This window comes from Ruminiclostridium herbifermentans, from assembly GCF_005473905.2.
Classification (GTDB): domain Bacteria; phylum Bacillota; class Clostridia; order Acetivibrionales; family DSM-1351; genus Ruminiclostridium; species Ruminiclostridium herbifermentans.
Genome location: NZ_CP061336.1, coordinates 310,413 through 329,172, shown reverse-complemented (window position 1 = coordinate 329,172; position 18,760 = coordinate 310,413). Strand labels below are relative to the sequence as shown.

The following is an 18,760-nucleotide window of genomic DNA, read 5'->3' as shown; positions in this document are numbered from 1 at the left end:
ATGTACTGATAATCCTTTATTTTAGTAACTTTTTCTTTATCATACTAATTATTTCAAATTTATTTTATCGCTTTTAGCGATACTAGAGGTTATACGCTATGAAAATTGGTGAACAGATTAAAAAAATAAGAAAAGAAAAGCAGCTTTCTCAGAAAGAAGTATCTAAGAGGGCTAATATATCTCAAAACTTTCTCAGTGAAATAGAAAATGGCAAATCATGTGGAATATCTACTATTGAAAGTATTTGCTCTGCTTTAGGAATAACATTGTCGTTCCTCTTTAAAGAAGAATATGAAGATATGAATTATAGTATAACTACTGATATTTCATCTGAGTTACAAGAAATCGGCATTGAATATATAGCACTAGCCAAAGAATTTAAAGATAAAAACATACCACCTGAGGTGGTTAAAAAAATACTTGATGCATTTTCTTCATATGATAAATAATGAAAATATATCATCGCTCCATGGATAATCTAAGTTTATAAATAATATACCTTTAATTGATATAAAAGGTATATTATTTATACCAAGTCTAATAGTATGTAACATAAGTCCATCCTTTATTGTCTTTTTTTATTTCCATTATACTATTAATTGTATTATATTCCATAGTAAAATAATTACATTTAAATCCAATTAATATCAATATGTGCCATATATCATCATTTTGTTACAATCATATTATAACTCTTACTTAATATGTAATTGGTTGAATTTTGAAGCAATCTAGACAAAATTTCAAATACTCACGCTTTATTATCGTAATAAGCGATATTTAACCATTGCATATTATCGCTTAAAATAATAACATATACTTAGAAATTATTAGTGTTGGGGGATTTGAAAATGATTAATTTAGCAATATTAGATGATGAACTAAGAGTTCTTGGGGAATATGAAAAAAAATTCTCGAAAAGCTGGTTTGAAAAAAATGATGTTGATGGTGAAATACTCTTGGTAACATCATCACCAAATGAATTTATATCAACAGTATTAAAAGGGTTAGTTAATGTATGCATTATTGATGTTAATTTAAATAGTAATACAAATGGCATGTCTCTAGCTAAGCATTTAAGAAAATTGGGGTATAGTTGCGAAATTATTTTTATGACAGGTTGCCTAGAATATATTCAGCAAGCTTTTGAAGTACAGGCATATAACTTTATTCCAAAACCAGGATGGTCAATGCTTGAAAAAACCTTAATAAATCTCTCAAAAGAAAATAAAACTACTAAGAGGAATATTATAGATATTAAATGTAACCACGAAATATTTTTTATTCCCATTGAAGACATAACTCATATTGAGAGAGTTCAAACAAAAACAAATGTTTATACACAATCAAATAGTAGTATATATTCAACATATGAAGGATTAGAACAACTAGTAAACAGGATGAATGACTCCCGTTTTAAGCGATGCCACCGTTCAACATTTGTAAATGTTGAATTCGTATTTAGTTTAGATCAAAAAAGAAAAGTTTTGACATTAACAAATGGGGAATACTGCGATATTGGCCCCAAATATTATGATAATTTTAAAACACAACAAAATTGGAGGAATTTCTTATGTTTGTAATTGCAAATATAGTGTTCACTACATTAAGTGCTTTACTTATTTATTTATTTCTTCATAACGCATATGATTTGAAAGTTACTCCTAAGAGAAGACTATTCTTTATAACCATATTTTCTGTAACTAATACGTTATTATCTTCATCTACATTTCAAATTATTAACAGTAATTTTATATTAAGAATAACAGATACTATTCTTCTATTTGTGTTAAGTACTTTAATTATAAAATATTCGTTAAATACTACATATTTAGAATCCATTTTTTCTTTCTGCATTATGGGTATTGGACTTGGCTTTGGAAACGCAATATCAATATTGATTTTTAGTTTGTTTAACTTTAAATTAACCATAACTCAGACAGCATCAAATATATCTTTATATATTGCTGTTAATTTTGCAATTTATGCTGTTGCAGGAATATTTGTATCACTTGTTTTGCTATTCAAGAAAAAAACTGCTATTTCAAACAAAACCATATATTACATGGTATGCCTAGTCTTTCTAATATTTTGTATTTATATAGGTATATATTTCTTTCAGAATTCATTTGAAATTAGAAATTTTATAATAATGTTGGTAATCGCATTAATCTTTTGTATGTTTACTATATGGTATATTCTATCCTTAAATGAGAATGAGAAACAAAAAATAGACCTTCAACACCAAAAATTTTATAATGAATCTTTAGGTAATGCTCTACAGGATCTAAGACGTTTTAAACACGACCAAGTAAATCATCTATCTGTAATTAATACTTTACTTCATACTAATAAGTATACTGAAGCTACAGGCTATTTGGATGAGATTATAGGTACTGCTCAAGGGCTTACAACCACAGCAATATATAATATTAAAAATGCTGCTCTTTTTGGAATTATATACTCTAAAATGAATAGTGCTAATAAATTAGGTATAACATTTGATTTACAAGTAGTTGGAGTGGTAGAGTCAATCCCTAATATAAAGATATCAGAACTTTGTGAAATAATTGGAATACATTTAGATAATGCAATTGAAGCTACTCAAAATAGTAATGATAAGATAATCGAAATGTTTATTTTAGGAACAGATACTGATATACAATTTACAATTAAGAATAGTTGTAGTATTAAGCCTATTATGAGTAAAATCAAAGAAGATGGCTACTCTACAAAAGGAAATGATAGAGGTCATGGTTTGGCAATTGTAGAAAATATCCTCAGGAAATATTCAAATGTAGTTAACATCATACAATTTGACAATGATGATTCTAAATTTGTTCAAATAATAAAAATTAAAAAAGGCATATAGCCTTTTTTAATCTCGTTTAATTAATGTTTTAGGGCACTCCTTTTGGTGAAATCCAAAGAGCCAACAGGCATTCGCTGATGTGTACGCGGTAAAGGTTCCCAAAGCTACTAAAGCTGTCAGAACTAATAGCTTTATATTTTTTTTCATATAACCCTCCTTTACAATAAACAATTACTTAATGTATTTTTAGTTAATTTATATGCTGCAGGAGTAATAAGTATAGTAACAACAAAAGAATTAATACAAATTATATTAGAATAAACCTTAGGAACAAAAAATGATATAGTAAACAATATAATAAGTTCTATCATACCAAATAATTTTAGCTTTTTATATTGTTTTTTAGAAAGTATAGGTTTACTAGGTAAATCTGCTGGAGAATATAAAAAAGCAATAACTATTGATACTGGTAATAATACTACATTTAAAAAGTCATATGTCACTAATATTGATAAGATACAATTGCCGTAAATTATAAAAAAGTATGCAGATAAACATCCTAATTGTGTTTTTGAGTGAATACCACCTAAAAACATACGAAGTAAACCAAAAGTAAAAATTGCTGTCAATACTTCCAAAAATAAGCCAAATGGTAAAGAAACTATTATTATAGTTAACGCCTTTAAAATATCAGAAAAAGCCATATAGAGACCGTAATCAATTTCCATAGCTTTTTCTGTGGTTATATTAGGGAAATTCAAAACAATCTGGTTTGTAATCTTCTTAGTAATTAAGTCTAACATAAATCACCTATACTATTTTATAAAGTTCAATTAATGTTATTTAAATTATACATTAATTGAAAAGTAATAGATACTATAATTATGAAAGGAAATAAAATATGGAAGATATTAATAAGAAAAGAAAGCGACGTAGTAGAAATGAAGGTATGATTCGTTGGATAGAATCAAAACAACTTTGGGAGGCAAGATATCCAGTTGGTACAAAAGAATATACTGGAAAGGATGGTAAGCAACGCTCTAAAACAGAATACAAAAGCATATATGGAAAGAAAAACGAAAAAGGTCTTCTAGTAAAAAAAATGAGAGAAGCCCTTACTGCTCTAGGAAAGGGTGAGTATGTTGAGCCATCAGATAAAACATTAATTAAGTGGTGTCAAGAGTGGTTTGAAACGCATAAAAAGCCATCTATAAGAACCAATACTAGAGAAAAGTATTTAACATCCATTGCAAGATTAAAGAGATATGACATTGCTAAGATGCCATTGAAAACTCTTAATTTAGAATTAATTCAAAAATTTTATAATTCATTATCAGATGAAGGTTTTAGCCAAGAAACTATTAAGGCTACACATAGTCTCATAAATGGAGCTTTGGAAAAAGCAGAAGAATTGAAAATGGTTATTAAAAATGAAGCTCGAAAAACTATTATTCCTAAAAACGATATTTTACTTTTTGATGAAGATGAGGCAGAAAAAAAAGCTCTCACAGAAGAGCAAGAAAAGGCTTTTCTTTACCAATTAGGACGGCGGACAAAACATTTTATGTATGCTTTATTCATGGATAATACAGGTTTGCGCCCTGGAGAAGCTCTGGCATTAAACAGATCCGATATAGATACGAAGAAAAGAACTGTTAAGGTTACTAAAACATATCTGGAAAAGCAAAAGAAAATCCAAAACGCAACTAAAACAGAATCAAGTAGGAGAACTATCCCTATTCCAGCTGACATTATAAAACTACTTGATGAATACATGCTAAAGCAGCCTAATAAAAAACCTAATGACCCTCTATTTCAAACAGAAAAGGGTAAGAGGCCAACAATGAGTTATTTGAGAAAGCGTTTTAAATACGCAGGTAAGGCTATCGGCTGTGAATGGGTAACCCTTCACACAATGCGCCATACGTATGCTTCAAAACTTTTTAGAGAAAAGGTAGACATTAAAGTTATAAGTAAATTGCTTGGACATAAAGACGTGAGCACAACTTACGATATTTATGTACATTTTATTGACAATGTTGTAGAAGATTCTGTTCAAGTTCTTAATAATGGATTACCTGAAGCACTACCAGAAAAAAGTCGTAAAGGTGAACAAAAGATTAAGAAAAATAATAACAAGATTATTGAATTGAAAAAAGTTAGTACCAATTAAGTACCACTTACAAAACAAAAAAATACAATAAATCACCCTAAAAAACCAAACAAACAAATAAATTTAATAATAATAAAAATCCTTCAAATACCTGTATTATCACGTATTTAAAGGACTTTCAATGTGGAGCTCCCATCCAGATTCGAACTGGAGACCTCATCCTTACCATGGATGCGCTCTGCCGCCTGAGCTATGGGAGCATGTGGAGCGGGTGATGGGAATCGAACCCACGCAGTCAGCTTGGGAAGCTGATATTCTACCATTGAATTACACCCGCGAAGCATCCGATTGTCTCAACTCATGTAGTATAGCACGGACGTAAAACTAAGTCTAGCATAATAAAAACCAATAATTACAAATTAGCTTTTTTGTTCTTCTAAATATTTCTCTAATTTACGTTTTACTCTTTGTAGCGCATTATCGATTGATTTAACATGTCTATCCAACTCTTCTGCAATCTCTTGGTAGGATTTACCTTCCAAATACAAAGTTAAAACTTCCCATTCAAGTGAACTAAGTATTTCACTCATTTTATTCTCAATTCCAAGAAACTCTTCTCTATTAATAACTAATTCCTCCGGATCACTTATACATTCTTCGCTTATAATATCCATAAGAGTTCTATCCGATTCCTCATCAAAAATAGGCTTATTAAGTGAAATATAAGAATTTAAAGGTATGTGCTTTTGTCTAGTTGCTGTTTTGATGGCTGTGATAATCTGACGAGTTATACAAAGCTCAGCAAATGCTCTAAATGAAGAAAGCTTGTCCCCCTTATAATCCCTAATAGCCTTAAATAACCCAATCATGCCTTCTTGAATTATATCTTCGCGATCAGCTCCGATGAGGAAATAAGTCCTTGCTTTTGCACGTACGAAACTCTTGTATTTGTTTATAATATACTCAAGTGCTTGTTCATTACCAACTTTTGCATCAAGTATTATATCTTCGTCAACCATATCACAATATGTTTGAGAAACATTGACCACTAAGTTCGTTTTCAATACTGTTGCCCCCAGTTTTTTGCATGTAAAAGAGTGGAAAATCAGAATATAGACCTATTTAAATTATAAGCAAAAAGCCCCTATGTGTCAAGTTTTACTTACCCTTTCGAATCTTATCCAGTTTTTCAAATATATCTGAAGACATATTTGACATAAGAATATTACTCTTAATAAGGGGCTTAAAATTAAGTTCTTTAACCCTCTTCAAACTCTGCTTGTATTTTAATTTTCAGTTCTCTCAGATACATTCTGATACAACAAGAAATCATCGTTATTATCTGTATCTGTTCAAAGAGAACTGAAGTAATAACTCTTACCAAATTGGAATTGCAATTTAACAGTCTCTAAATAAAATTATTGGCTGTTTCTCTATTTTGTAAAAAATACATTTATATCAACTTCTGAATTATATCCTGCTTCATTTTTTAAAGATATGCATCAAATACCACTATAATTGTTTTTTATCGTCCTAATAGTTTGATAGCATATTCAAAACGATAATCTTATAAAAACTTATTGTCAAATCAAAATATCAGTCCATTGACTATCTATAAATTACAAAGCACTTCAATTCCTTTAAAACTTAACTCTTACCTCTTTGCTTTAAAATCTCATACATAACTATTGCAGCTGCTACTGACGCATTTAATGAACTTATCTCACCTTGCATTGGAATATTAACTACAAAATCGCATTTCTCACGAACCAGCTTGCCCATACCCTCGCCTTCACTTCCAACAACAAGAGCAATTGCTCCTTTCAAATCGCTATCGTAAAAGGCTTTCTCTCCTGTGGAATCTGTACCTACAACCCAAACATTATTTTTCTTTAGATATTCAATTGTCTGTGCAATATTTGTTACTCTAGCAACTGGAACATACTCTATCGCACCAGCAGACGCCTTTGATACAGCTGAAGTTAATCCTATTGCTCTCCTCTTTGGAATAATTACTCCGTGTGCTCCTACAGCATTAGCAGTTCTAAGAATTGCACCAAAATTGTGTGGGTCTGCTATTTCATCAAGAATTATTATAAATGGAGGCTGTCCTTTATCTTGTGCTATCATCAATATGTCATCAACCTCAACATACTCTTTGACAGCGACAAAAGCTATTATCCCCTGATGTGCCTTAGTGGATGCCATACTCTCAATAACATTATGGTCAACCTCAGTTATAATAATCTTCTTTTCTCTTGCCATTGCAATTATTTGACGTATTGAGCCTTCTCGTTCTCCCTTTGACACAAATATTTTATTTATCGTCCTGTTAGCTTTAAGAGCTTCCATTATTGGATTTCTTCCCTCAATCTTGTCTATTTCTCCAACAACTTCCTCCTGCGCTGCCAAATCAGGTTTATAATCATATTTCAGTTCTCCAGAATATAAACTCTGCATGTCTTTATTAAACTTATTCTCTCTTTTACTGCCAAAGGTCTTTTTGCCTGCATTAACCTTTTTATTATTGTTATCATTAAATGACTTTTTCCCGCCATCCCCATAAGACTTCCTCTTATCGGAATGAGATTTAAATCCACTCTTACTTTCATTGCTCGTCCTATTACCAAATCTATTTCTTCCTTCAGCCATTACGTAAACCTACTCTTTCGCTATTATTATTTTTTTTTATCCGTTAAACCTTCTAGTGTATTTTTGATGGCTGGAACCATGAGTTAACATATTATTCACAGTAACTATAAACTCTTTTATAGCCTATTTACATAATGAATGTTTTTCGTCCAGCTGCACTTTTTTAGTAGAAAAGTTGAAAGTTCTATTTTTACAAGGATATATATTTACTCTTCTTCAACCGACAACCTCAATATATACTTAAGCCTTTCCATATCATTTGTAAGATATAAATAGCCTATTAATGCCTCATATCCAGTAGAATGTCTATAGTCAGTTATTTCTGCATGTTTTGGAGCTGTAGCTGATTTAGCATTTCTGCCTCTCCTGACTACATCCTGCTCATCTTGAGTAAGCTTGTCCTTTATTCTATGAATAATATCTGACTGTGCTTTTGCATTAACATATTTTATTGACATCTTATGAAGCATATTCACGTTGGTCTTCTTATTTATCACAAGCATAGTGCGAATATATACTTCATAAACTGCATCACCTATATATGCCAAAACCAATGGATGAAGCTTTAATACCTCCATTGGCGCTATATCAAAATCCTTACGCATATTGCTAACAATTTCTTCAAACATTATTTTCTCCAACTCTATTGCTCATTCTGCCTTAATAATACAAGCCTGCATTTGGCCTTGTAACAAAATTAATCCATAAGCCCTGTAATGTCTCAATCCTCTAGTCTAAATAACCAAATTAGGACAGGCAACGGCTTTCAAACTGTAATTTAATAGGATAATGTAGCAAAATGCAAACTAAGTATAATTATACACTAAACTTCTATTTGATAAAACAATTTTATATTGCCAAATTTTTATGTATCCATCTTAGCCATATATTATTCACAAGCTTGAGACGCAGTTACTTAGAAATAATTGCATAGATTATTTACTAAGAAAAGCTTACTTCCATGCATTGATAAAATTTGTATAGTTAAGCTTTCAATGTTGAAAAGTTGATTTACTAATCTATTTTATGTGAATGAATAAAAATTATCCACAGCTTAAATCATAAATTATCCCTTTAGAACATTGATTTTTTAATAATTGCTGAATTTGTCCACAATTTTTCCCCTTTGTGGACATGATTTCTGTGGATAATGTGGACTAAACTGTGTATATATTAAAAATAGGCTTATCCACCCTGTGAATAAAATAATATTATTTTAAAACTAAACCCACAGGGCAATGGTCAGAACCCATAACATCGCTATATATTTCAGCCGACTCTATTCTGTCCTTTAAACACTCAGATACACAAAAATAGTCAATTCTCCAACCAGCATTTTTGGCTCTGGCATTAAACATATAAGACCACCATGTATATGCGTCTGTTTTATCAGGATATAAGCTTCTATAGGTATCTATAAAGCCTTGAGATAGAAGTTCTGTAAACTTGTTTCTCTCCTGAATAGTAAAGCCGGCACTATTTCTGTTAGTTTTGGGATTTTTTAAATCTATATCATTATGTGCAACATTCATATCCCCACAAATAATTACAGGCTTCTTTTCCTCTAACTTCTTTAGATAAGACCTGAAATCATCCTCCCACTTCATTCTATATTCCAGCCTTTCAAGTTCACGCTTTGAATTTGGCGTATAGACATTCACTAAAAAGTATTCTTCAAATTCCAGTGTAATAACGCGTCCTTCAGTATCGTGCTCCTCAATCCCTATTCCGCAGAATGCCGAGATAGGCTTAATTTTTGTAAAAACAGCCGTTCCTGAATAGCCCTTTTTTGAAGCATAATTCCAAAATTGCTCATACCCATCTAATTCAAGCTGTAATTGTCCTTCCTGCAGCTTGCTTTCCTGAATACAAAATATATCTGCATTTACTTCATTAAAAAAATCTAGAAACCCTTTTCCTATACACGCTCTTAGCCCGTTAACATTCCATGATACAAGCTTTGTCATATGTTTTCCCCCACTTTATCTTAAAAATAATCAACATATATATTTCTATAACTTTAGCTATTATATTAAGTATAGCATACTCACAGTTACATAACTTTAAATAGAGTCTTTTCCAAAATTAAATTTAATATATGCATCACCTTTAATTTCTAAATGTCACAAAATGTAATTTGTATACTTCAACAAAATTCGAATATTTTCTATTTTATTCTTTACAAATTAGCACCAAAGCCCTTTGCTATCTTTACAAAGCAAACATCCAGCCATTTGAGATCTTTCGCATGATTATACCAGTATTCTTTGCTGATTCCTGATTTAGCACTTATAAATTCAAGAGCTTCAAGTAGTTCATCATAATCAATAAGTGTTGAAATTGGCACATATCCTTTTTTATTGTTTATACCTACCAAATACCAGTTGTTATCAGTCTTTCCCTCAACAGTCACCAACTTACCTTTTGCAAGTTTTCCAATACTAGCTGATTTATCGTATGGTTGTTCATATACATTAGTATCATTTACAACCTTTTTTACCTCATTTATAAATATAATCTTAAAATTTGGAACTACATTTTCAAAAAACTTTAATCTTCCGAATAAGTTAAAGGAGCTAAATAGTTCAGTATTTACAACTCCATAATAAGTGCCTCTTGCATGGGTCACTCTATTATTGTCCATATATACTCCTACATGTACTATACCCGAATTAGTTTTCTGAAAACATAAATCTCCAGCTCTTAGTTCACTTTTTGGTATCTTCTTGCAAAGCTTAACATATATATCGTTTGATGTATAGTCAAAATTAGTGGGTACAAGTCCTATTTTTTGTAAAGCATACACAATAAGCCCCGAACAATCGTAATATTCTTTTCCCAACCATCTTTCTGCCGAGTAATTACTAAAATAATAATGCTCTCTGCCATACATTTTAACAAGCTTATTTAAGGCTTCCATGGTAAGAGGTGTACTATTTTGTCCACCATACACATATCCCGAACCTATTTTAGAGTTTATTATAGCTATAAATTCTTGAAGCTTATTCATAAAGTACCTATTCATAAATTATAATCCTATTTACATAATATGGATAAACTGAACTTCATGTGCAATTTATAAATTCCACAAAAAAGAGTTGGCAGGAGCAATCTCTTGTTCCACCAACTCTTTTGCAGACTTATTAATATCTGTATAGTTATAAGCATATCTTACTTGAATATATTATTTCAAAATATATTTTCAACTCTTACAGTTAAAATTATACTTGTAGGAGCGCTTATCAAATGAAAATTAAATAAATGCTCTAAAAACAAGTACCTACCTGTCAACAAACAAAACATTGATAAGTTTGAAAACTAATAGCCTAAGCTGATTAAACAGGCTGAATAGTAACTATTACTATGTGCAAAAGCTGATTATATTTTATATATACTTAATTTTTGCTCCGTTAGGAGTATCTTCTATCAAAATGCCTAATGCCTTGAGTTCATCTCTGATTTCGTCTGAACGTTTCCAGTTTTTATCCTTACGAGCTTGTTGTCTTTCATCTATAAGGGCCTGTATTTCTGGAGAAACCTCAGGCTGGCTATCTTCAGCTTTCTTTTTATCTAATTCAAATCCAAATATTCTGTTCATCTTAGTAATAAGTTCATATAATTGCTTAGATTTCTTTCCATACCTTACTACATTCCAAGCAACCCCTAATGCCTTTGGAATGTTTAAATCATCATTTATAGCCTCCTCAAAGTCATTGAGGAATTCAATTATAACAGCACTGTCTACATTATCTGTTCCTTCTTTATGTGCCTGACAGCCTTCTATAAATCTATCATAGGATACCTGCGCAGACTGCATTACTTCCCATGTGAAATTAAACTTATTTCTGTAGTGTGCATTTAAGCACATATACCTGAATGCAAGGGGATCATATCCCTTTTCTCTTAAATTTTCAATTGTATAGGTGTTTCCAAGGCTCTTGGACATTTTGCCATTATTAACCATCATGAATTCACTATGCATCCAATAGTTAACAGCTGGCTTCCCAAGAAGAGCCTCTGACTGAGCAATTTCATTTTCATGATGAACTGGAATATGGTCTACACCACCAGTGTGGATGTCAAATACATCCCCAAGATATTTTCTTCCCATTGCAGAGCACTCAATATGCCAGCCTGGATATCCCATCCCCCACGGACTTTGCCACTGCATAATGTGTTCTTTTGGTGCCTTTTTCCATATAGCAAAATCAGCAGGATGCCTCTTTTCTTGATTTACCTCAACTCTTGCTCCTGCTATTTGTTCATCTAAATTAGCTCTAGATAACTTTCCATATCCGTCAAACTTTTTAATATCAAAATATATTCCATCACTAGTTTCATATCCAAAGCCTTTTTCAATCAGTCCCTGAACAAATTCAATCATTTCAGGAATATGCTCTGTGGCCTTTGGAACAATTTCAGGAACCTCTATATTAAGAGCCTTAATATCCTTCATAAAAGCATCTGTATAGAATTCCGCTATCTGCCAAGGTGTCTTTTTTTGTTCTCTAGCACCTTTAAGCATCTTGTCCTCTCCGTCATCCTCATCTGAAACAAGATGGCCTACATCAGTTATATTCATTACATGCTTAAGAGTGTACCCATTATATTCAAGTACACGCCTTAACATATCCATAAATATATAGGTTCTCAAATTACCAATATGTGCATAATTATAAACTGTTGGTCCACATGAATAAATACGGACCTCTTTATCGCTAATAGGCTTAAATTCCTCTTTTTGCCTTGAAAGCGTATTGTAAACTTTCATTTCCTTCTCCTTTCGAAAACTTGATTCTATATTAAAAATAATAATTATCTAATATCTGAATAAAATAGTATCAGATTTTATAACTTTTGCGTACTAACCCTTAATCATTGAGGATTATAACTTAAAATCAATCCTCATCATTTTCACCATTATTTTCGTCATTACTTTCATTTGCATATAAATCAGAATACTTTTTTATTTTACATGGTCCATTACTTTTGCCAATAACCTGTCTTTCCAGTTCTTCAAGTCTTGATGTCAATCTGCACAACTCCTGCGCTATAGGATCTGGCAAATGTATTTGGTCAAGTTCCTCAGATGGTGAGTCAACTTTTTGATTACGTTTTTTAACAACTCTACCCTTTGTACCTACAACTGTAGAATAGGGCTCAACATCAAAAGATACAAATGTATTAGCGCCTATAAGTGAATTATCTCCTATCGTACATGGTCCGAGCACCTTAGCTCCTGCACCAATAAGTACATTATTTCCGATGGTAGGGTGACGCTTCTTTCCCTTTTCTTTGCCAGTACCACCTAAGGTTACTCCATGATATATAGTACAATTATCTCCAATTACTGCAGATTCACCAATGACTATACCCATACCATGGTCAATAAATAGACCCTTTCCAATTGTCGCACCAGGATGTATCTCTATTCCCGTAAAAAATCTACCAATCTGGGAAATTAATCTGGCAATAAAAAATCTTCTTTTTTTATAAAACCAATGTGCAAATTTATGATATATAAGCACATGGAAGCCTGGATATAATAAAATTACTTCTAATACATTCTTAGCTGCCGGATCTCGGCTAGCTATTAATTTAGCATCATTTATAAGTTCACTTTTCATAATCTAACCCTCAATAAACATAATCATTATCATTTTTTTCGAAATGGACTGTAAATTTGTACAAAAATTCAACAATTCAATATTAATATATTCTTTTATAATAGTATGTAATGCTAATAAACTCAACTTTCCCACATTAAGTGAATAGACTCTCAAACCTCAATGATTTTTTAACAAATAATTAGTGATTTTTACGAACTAAGTCATCAATTATTTATAGTAAAGCCATTAGTTATACGATTCTACTATTTTCAGCTAGAAATTTGAGTATTAATATTTTAGTAAATAACTCTTTGATTAATCTACTGCAAAATAAAAAAACTACTTATTAATAATAGTAATTTTAACAGTTTTAATTTTTCCTGTAAACAAATATTATGAATATGTACGTGAAGCGGAAATAAATCCAATAAAAGACTGGAAATCAAAATATTCTTATTCAAAATTTTTTCATAAATAAAAGGGCATCTCTGCCCTTTTTTGCTAATTTAATCCCAAAATGGCGTCTCCTTGTATTTTGACACCTAGCCCTAGCTAGGTGGGTGTCCCGGAGATATCAGCAATCGTCCTCCGCCGTTGCACAACGTTCATGCCGTGTGTCGGAGTTACCAAGGCCTGACATTTGATATCAAACAGCAGACTCCCTTATTTCAAATGTAGGTTCAAAATAAAAGGCTTGCGCTCATTTCAGGAAAAATAAATTCTTTTTATAAAACTCAATTAATAAAACTCTAATTGGCTGAAATGCCATCAACTCCTGCTTTATAGCCTTATTATAGCACCTTAAAACTATAAAGTAAATAAAGCTAAGATTTATTTATCTACGTATATCTTCATCAATCTGCAAATTCCTTTGTTTAAGTATTTTTCCCTATAACCTTTTATACTTATTCTTTGTAATATTTGGTATGATTCTATACACCTCTTTAATTGGTGTATTGCATGCTACCGATTCGTCTATAACTACTTGGAGATATTCTTCTGGGAACTTTAAGCATAAACCACATCCACCTTTTGCAATATGACATGGAGTCGATACAACTTCAAAATGAAAGCCCCTTTTTTTTAGTTCAGCATCTAACTTATATACAAGGTTCCCTGAATCTAATACAGCAATACACTTCATAAAACCACTCCAATTTTTTATACTTATTTTCATTTAAAATGTGTAAAATTACATTTTAAATGACCACATTTGCAGTTATAGAGTTCATTTCGCAAGGGTTGATAATTACTAACATTTTGAATTTAATTACATCGTGTCGTGACTGTAAGCTAAGTTCACAATGATTGTTATTTACTAAACTCCCACCTCCATTTCGACAACAACAAAAAAACTATCGTAAGGAGGTACACAGATTTTATCTGCTTAACCACTTATATCTAGCTATGGTTCTCTGCATATGCAGTCTGCTTAGTAAGCAGTGCTAATAAAATTATATTTTAGAAACTAAATAGTATTATATAAATCGCTCATTTAAATAAATTAATAAAAAGTTAATACTAATCCATTTATTTAATCTACATTACATAATATTATATTAATAATCAAAAAGTTCCCACCAAGGTCGGTAATATCAACTAAACTTTTAGTTGTAAATAGCCCTATTTACCCATCCCAATTCTGTTTAATCTTGCATGGTAAAATAAGTATTGCTGTGCATAGCCAGTCAAATTCCCAAACTGGTTTTTAGCGAAGCTTTGTATCTCGTTTAGCTTAGATTCTTTCTTTAAATAAAGTTCTTCCATAACACGTTTCACCCATACATCAGTGGGAAACACATCAAATTTAATACCACTGAAAAGTAATATGCAATCCGCAACCTTCGGGCCTACTCCTGGAAGTTTCATCAACTCTTTTCTAGCCATATCAGTGTCTAAGGATTGAAGCATCTCTTTGGTTATAGCCTCTTGATACATAAGCTTAGAAGTTTGATGAATATATTTACACCTAAACCCCGCTTTGCACTGTTGAATCTCTTCTAAAGTAGCATTAGCGAGGTCATGAATTTCAGGAAATCTATATGCATTATAGTTGGCTTCTATACATCCGCCTTTTAACACAGAAAGAGTATCTACAGTTTTCATTATTCTTGGTATCATATTATTTGCGGATATAATAAAGGAAATAAGCATTTCCCAGAAATCCTGTCTGAGCAATCTGATACCATAGCCTGTTTTGATAGCCTCCTTCATAATTTCATCCTTCTCAAGCACAGACTTAATTTTTGAGTAATCCGTTCCCAAATCAAAATATTCATACCAGATATCTATAAAATTCTGTTCTTCCGCATTTCTAATATATAAAATCCCATTGCTTAAGCTTACGTTTACAAACTTATCCTTAACAATTCCATTATAACTTCCATCCTGCTGCCTAATCCATCTAAAGCACTGTCCGCACTCAAATATATGTGTCAAGTTAAAATCCTTAACGCCCTCTATTGCCATAATTCCATTCTTACAATTGATTGAATAGCCTTTATACTCCATATTTTTATCCATGCCCATAGCTCTTAACTCTATTAACCCCTTGGCATGGAACTCCCCCCCTTATGAAATTTCAACATCTTCATAATACCCAAATTATAAGTGTTAAATCAATGTATATATTTATCATTTCAATAGAACCCGCTATACTTGCAGACATAAATATATTAGAAATAGTTTCTAACAACTTCTATGCAAAGCCATTCTGTATAAATTGAAATGAATATTGAGACTCAAAAACTCGAAAGTGCACCATGTAAACACCTACAATCCTTTTGGGTTATTTTGTCATAAAACTATTAATAAATTTGAGAACTAATATACTAAGCCAATTTAATAGCCTAAATAGTAATATAATTTTGCAAAATGGAATTATAAGGTTTATTACTATTTTGCAAAACTCAATTAAGTGATATAATTCATTTTGTCGTACATTAATTATCAACTCGAAAATTTTGTTAGTGCTAACATAGTGCTTTTTCGAACTTCTAAATACATGTGGTTTTTAACCGTGTTGAGGTCCAGCTTAAAATAATGTGGAGAATTTACAAAAACATTTTTCCTACCTCCACATATTTAACATAAATTTTATTTGCCTATAGTTGGCGTGGAGGTTAGCTTAAAATAATATGGAGAATTTACAAAAACATTTTTCCTACCTCCACACATTTAACATAAATATCATTTGCCTATAGTTGGCGTGGAGGTTAGCTTAAAATAATGTGGAGAATTTACAAAAAAATTTTGCGTACCTCCACACATTTAACATAAATATCATTTGCCTATAGTTGGCGTGGAGGTTAGCTTAAAATAATGTGGAGAATTTACAAAAACTTTTTGCGTACCTCCACACATTTAACATAAATATCATTTGCCTATAGTTGGCGTGGAGGTTATTATGAAGGAAAAGATATACACTATTCCAGTTACAGATGCTTTCTCTATAGATTGTGAGTGTCCCCTATGCATGTTAGAAAAAAAGCTTGAGGAAGAGGCAATAGAATACGCATTAGGTGCCTCCTTAATGGAACCAGATCATCGCAAAACAACTAATGAACTTGGCTTTTGCAGAACACATTTTGAAGCAATGTACAATAGTCAGGCTAATAGACTTGGTCTAGCACTAATGATAGATACCTTTCTGCAAGAAAAGAACTCACGGCTAAAGCAGATTTTTGAAAGTAAACTAAACCTTTTAGAACAAGATTCAGAAGCAGGCTTAGTCAAAAATATTTCAAAAAAGCTATCTTCCAAGCAAACCAATACAGATATGCTTTTATCGGAACTTGTCAGTGAATTAGACAAGATACAAAACAGTTGCGCTATCTGCAGCAAATTAGAGCATACCATGGACAGATATATTGACGTTATATTTTATTTGTATTTTAAAGAGCCTGATTTCAGAGAAGTCTTTCACTCCAAGAAGGGCTTTTGCTTAAAGCATTTAAAACTGCTTTTAAGTTCAGTTTCAAAGTATTTAAACATATCTCAAGCTGCAATCTTTACAAAAAATGTTATGGAAATGCAGCTTAGCAACCTTGATAGAGTAGAAAAGGAAGTTGACTGGTTTACAAAGAAATTTGACTATAGATATAATGATGCCCCTTGGGGAAATTCAAAAGATGCCGTAATAAGAAGTATTCAAAAAATAAGGGGAAATTGTGAATTAAAATAGTAACATTTTATATAAAAAATAATATTATGTAAAGTAGATAGATATTTTTCTATCAACCTATGAGCACCTTTATAACTGCCACCAGTCCTGTACCGGTCCTCCCCCTGGAACAGAAATTGCAGAAGGCGAATTGTATAAAACAATCACAAGTATCTCAGTACTCAGGTGCTCGTAGGTCTGTAAATGCTACTTCTTTCGCTTTGTTATATTTGCTAAATCATAAGGTGTTTCTTGGTATACATAATAGTTGAGCCAATTCAAAAATAATAGGTGCCCATGCCCTCTCCACTTAACAATAGGTTCATTGTTAGGATCATCATTCAAAAAATAATTCTTTGGAATAGCTATATCCAACCCTTTATCAATATCTCTCTCATACTCTGTCTTCAATGTGAGAGGGTCATATTCTGAATGACCAGTAGCAAATATGTGTCTTCCATCTTTAGACGCTACTAGATATACACCTGCTTCTTCGGATTCTGATAGTATTTCCAATTCATCAACTTTTTCAATGTCCTCTTTTCTCACCTCAGTATGCCTTGAGTGGGGCACATAAAAAACATCATCAAAGCCTCTAAGCAGCTTGACATACTCCTTGGTTTTTGAATGAGCAAATATCCCGAATAGTTTATTTGGAATATCATATTTCGGAATACCATAGTGATAATATAGTCCTGCTTGAGCCCCCCAGCAAATATGAAGAGTAGAGTAAACATTGGTTAAACTCCATTCCATTATTTGAGTTAATTCTTCCCAATATTTAACCTGCTCAAAAGGCATTTGTTCAACTGGCGCCCCAGTAATAATCAAGCCATCAAATCGCTCTTCTTTAATCTCTTCAAAGGTTTTATAAAATGCCTCTAAGTGTTCCTCAGGAGTATTTTTAGGTACATGGGATGCCGGATATAATAGAATAGGCTCAATTTGAAGAGGAGTGTTTCCAAGCAACCTAAGCAACTGAGTTTCTGTGGTTATCTTAGTTGGCATTATATTTAAAATTACGATTTTAAGGGGCCTAATATCTTGGTGATAAGCTCTGTCTTCATACATGACAAATATATTCTCACTATTTAAAATTTCGCCTGCTGGCAAATTGTCAGGTATTCTAATTGGCATGCTTTTATCCTCCACGAGCTATAGTTTATTAACCTGTTTATATGGCAACTAGTCTATTGCTATGTAAAATGGTTTAATATTAATTATAGTCTTATGAAAATATAAAAGTCAACTACTGTCTTAAGGGTAAAATATTAGCTATTATTATGAATTGCTATTCAGCCTCTGACAACACAATATACAGAATAGTAAACTTCTTAAAACATATTTATTAAATAAGCTTTCCCTGCTTATAGATATTAGTTATCTATATAATCAAGGAAAGCTAAGTTAGT

General features: G+C 31.6%; 17 protein-coding genes and 2 tRNA genes. 5 read left to right on the top strand and 14 right to left on the bottom strand.

Going from position 1 to position 18,760, the window contains the following annotated elements; translation table 11 throughout:
• The first annotated feature begins 98 nt into the window (after positions 1 to 98).
• The 3 genes from EHE19_RS01425 (at position 99) to EHE19_RS01415 (ending at position 2,872) form a co-directional block, all read left to right on the top strand.
• Complete coding sequence (locus EHE19_RS01425; RefSeq protein ID WP_137697305.1) at positions 99 to 449, top strand: helix-turn-helix domain-containing protein; 351 nt, start codon at positions 99 to 101, stop codon at positions 447 to 449.
• Positions 450 to 851: 402 nt separating this feature from the next.
• Positions 852 to 1,583, top strand: coding sequence for a LytR/AlgR family response regulator transcription factor (locus EHE19_RS01420; RefSeq protein ID WP_137697304.1), 732 nt, complete (start codon positions 852 to 854; stop codon positions 1,581 to 1,583).
• Positions 1,574 to 2,872, top strand: a complete 1,299-nt coding sequence (locus tag EHE19_RS01415) for a GHKL domain-containing protein (RefSeq protein WP_137697303.1) — start codon at positions 1,574 to 1,576, stop codon at positions 2,870 to 2,872. The genes EHE19_RS01420 and EHE19_RS01415 overlap by 10 nt, the downstream gene beginning before the upstream one ends.
• Positions 2,873 to 2,878: 6 nt before the next feature.
• On the opposite strand, the gene EHE19_RS01410 is transcribed toward EHE19_RS01415, so the two are convergent.
• Both EHE19_RS01410 and EHE19_RS01405 read right to left on the bottom strand, forming a co-directional pair.
• A complete protein-coding gene (locus EHE19_RS01410; protein ID WP_137697302.1) occupies positions 2,879 to 3,019 on the bottom strand; it encodes an AgrD family cyclic lactone autoinducer peptide in 141 nt (46 codons plus the stop codon).
• Positions 3,020 to 3,030: 11 nt separating this feature from the next.
• On the bottom strand, positions 3,031 to 3,615 hold the full coding sequence (locus EHE19_RS01405) for an accessory gene regulator ArgB-like protein (protein WP_137697301.1): 585 nt from the start codon (positions 3,613 to 3,615) through the stop codon (positions 3,031 to 3,033).
• A 98-nt stretch (positions 3,616 to 3,713) separates the two neighbouring features.
• On the opposite strand from EHE19_RS01405, the gene EHE19_RS01400 reads away from it, so the two are divergent.
• Positions 3,714 to 4,985 (top strand): tyrosine-type recombinase/integrase, encoded by a 1,272-nt coding sequence (locus EHE19_RS01400; RefSeq protein WP_137697300.1) that lies wholly within the window; start codon positions 3,714 to 3,716, stop codon positions 4,983 to 4,985.
• 124 nt (positions 4,986 to 5,109) lie between these two features.
• On the opposite strand, the gene EHE19_RS01395 is transcribed toward EHE19_RS01400, so the two are convergent.
• From EHE19_RS01395 to EHE19_RS01340, 11 genes are all read right to left on the bottom strand, one after another.
• Positions 5,110 to 5,185 (bottom strand) — tRNA-Thr (locus tag EHE19_RS01395).
• A 3-nt stretch (positions 5,186 to 5,188) separates the two neighbouring features.
• Positions 5,189 to 5,262, bottom strand: a tRNA-Gly gene (locus EHE19_RS01390).
• An 82-nt stretch (positions 5,263 to 5,344) separates the two neighbouring features.
• Positions 5,345 to 5,989, bottom strand: a complete 645-nt coding sequence (gene sigH, locus EHE19_RS01385) for an RNA polymerase sporulation sigma factor SigH (RefSeq protein ID WP_137697299.1) — start codon at positions 5,987 to 5,989, stop codon at positions 5,345 to 5,347.
• Between the two features lie 583 nt (positions 5,990 to 6,572).
• Positions 6,573 to 7,385: a 23S rRNA (guanosine(2251)-2'-O)-methyltransferase RlmB gene (rlmB, locus tag EHE19_RS01380; RefSeq protein ID WP_171003549.1), complete on the bottom strand. Its 813-nt coding sequence runs from the start codon at positions 7,383 to 7,385 to the stop codon at positions 6,573 to 6,575.
• 398 nt (positions 7,386 to 7,783) lie between these two features.
• Positions 7,784 to 8,206 carry a Mini-ribonuclease 3 gene (locus EHE19_RS01375; RefSeq protein WP_137697297.1) on the bottom strand — a complete coding sequence of 141 codons (423 nt, stop codon included), beginning with the start codon at positions 8,204 to 8,206 and terminating at the stop codon, positions 7,784 to 7,786.
• A gap of 582 nt (positions 8,207 to 8,788) precedes the next feature.
• Entirely contained in the window at positions 8,789 to 9,544 is a 756-nt protein-coding gene (locus EHE19_RS01370) for an exodeoxyribonuclease III (protein ID WP_137697296.1), read from the bottom strand.
• Positions 9,545 to 9,756: 212 nt separating this feature from the next.
• Entirely contained in the window at positions 9,757 to 10,602 is an 846-nt protein-coding gene (locus EHE19_RS01365; protein ID WP_244648306.1) for an NlpC/P60 family protein, read from the bottom strand.
• Positions 10,603 to 10,962: 360 nt separating this feature from the next.
• The gene (cysS, locus tag EHE19_RS01360; RefSeq protein ID WP_137697295.1) at positions 10,963 to 12,348 is read right to left on the bottom strand and encodes a cysteine--tRNA ligase; all 1,386 of its coding nucleotides are present in this window, start codon (positions 12,346 to 12,348) and stop codon (positions 10,963 to 10,965) included.
• A 127-nt stretch (positions 12,349 to 12,475) separates the two neighbouring features.
• A complete protein-coding gene (gene epsC / locus EHE19_RS01355; RefSeq protein ID WP_137697294.1) occupies positions 12,476 to 13,204 on the bottom strand; it encodes a serine O-acetyltransferase EpsC in 729 nt (242 codons plus the stop codon).
• An 871-nt stretch (positions 13,205 to 14,075) separates the two neighbouring features.
• On the bottom strand, positions 14,076 to 14,330 hold the full coding sequence (locus EHE19_RS01345; RefSeq protein ID WP_137697293.1) for a putative Se/S carrier protein: 255 nt from the start codon (positions 14,328 to 14,330) through the stop codon (positions 14,076 to 14,078).
• A 479-nt stretch (positions 14,331 to 14,809) separates the two neighbouring features.
• A complete protein-coding gene (locus tag EHE19_RS01340) occupies positions 14,810 to 15,709 on the bottom strand; it encodes a DNA-3-methyladenine glycosylase family protein (protein WP_483313994.1) in 900 nt (299 codons plus the stop codon).
• Between the two features lie 883 nt (positions 15,710 to 16,592).
• On the opposite strand from EHE19_RS01340, the gene EHE19_RS01335 reads away from it, so the two are divergent.
• Positions 16,593 to 17,369 (top strand): DUF6062 family protein, encoded by a 777-nt coding sequence (locus EHE19_RS01335; RefSeq protein WP_137697292.1) that lies wholly within the window; start codon positions 16,593 to 16,595, stop codon positions 17,367 to 17,369.
• A gap of 186 nt (positions 17,370 to 17,555) precedes the next feature.
• Here EHE19_RS01335 and metA read toward each other — a convergent pair whose 3' ends face one another.
• Complete coding sequence (metA, locus tag EHE19_RS01330) at positions 17,556 to 18,485, bottom strand: homoserine O-acetyltransferase MetA (RefSeq protein ID WP_137697291.1); 930 nt, start codon at positions 18,483 to 18,485, stop codon at positions 17,556 to 17,558.
• Positions 18,486 to 18,760: the final 275 nt, after the last annotated feature.

Bases quoted from the DNA above. Each gene is read 5' to 3' on its own strand.
- rlmB (WP_171003549.1), bottom strand. From the start codon at position 7,385: ATGCAGAGTTTATATTCTGGAGAACTGAAATATGATTATAAACCTGAT.
- EHE19_RS01370 (WP_137697296.1), bottom strand. From the start codon at position 9,544: ATGACAAAGCTTGTATCATGGAATGTTAACGGGCTAAGAGCGTGTATA.
- metA (WP_137697291.1), bottom strand. From the start codon at position 18,485: ATGCCAATTAGAATACCTGACAATTTGCCAGCAGGCGAAATTTTAAAT.
- cysS (WP_137697295.1), bottom strand. From the start codon at position 12,348: ATGAAAGTTTACAATACGCTTTCAAGGCAAAAAGAGGAATTTAAGCCT.
- EHE19_RS01375 (WP_137697297.1), bottom strand. From the start codon at position 8,206: ATGTTTGAAGAAATTGTTAGCAATATGCGTAAGGATTTTGATATAGCG.
- EHE19_RS01335 (WP_137697292.1), top strand. From the start codon at position 16,593: ATGAAGGAAAAGATATACACTATTCCAGTTACAGATGCTTTCTCTATA.
- EHE19_RS01405 (WP_137697301.1), bottom strand. From the start codon at position 3,615: ATGTTAGACTTAATTACTAAGAAGATTACAAACCAGATTGTTTTGAAT.
- EHE19_RS01415 (WP_137697303.1), top strand. From the start codon at position 1,574: ATGTTTGTAATTGCAAATATAGTGTTCACTACATTAAGTGCTTTACTT.
- EHE19_RS01420 (WP_137697304.1), top strand. From the start codon at position 852: ATGATTAATTTAGCAATATTAGATGATGAACTAAGAGTTCTTGGGGAA.
- epsC (WP_137697294.1), bottom strand. From the start codon at position 13,204: ATGAAAAGTGAACTTATAAATGATGCTAAATTAATAGCTAGCCGAGAT.
- EHE19_RS01425 (WP_137697305.1), top strand. From the start codon at position 99: ATGAAAATTGGTGAACAGATTAAAAAAATAAGAAAAGAAAAGCAGCTT.
- EHE19_RS01340 (WP_483313994.1), bottom strand. From the start codon at position 15,709: ATGGATAAAAATATGGAGTATAAAGGCTATTCAATCAATTGTAAGAAT.
- EHE19_RS01345 (WP_137697293.1), bottom strand. From the start codon at position 14,330: ATGAAGTGTATTGCTGTATTAGATTCAGGGAACCTTGTATATAAGTTA.
- EHE19_RS01410 (WP_137697302.1), bottom strand. From the start codon at position 3,019: ATGAAAAAAAATATAAAGCTATTAGTTCTGACAGCTTTAGTAGCTTTG.
- EHE19_RS01365 (WP_244648306.1), bottom strand. From the start codon at position 10,602: ATGAATAGGTACTTTATGAATAAGCTTCAAGAATTTATAGCTATAATA.
- EHE19_RS01400 (WP_137697300.1), top strand. From the start codon at position 3,714: ATGGAAGATATTAATAAGAAAAGAAAGCGACGTAGTAGAAATGAAGGT.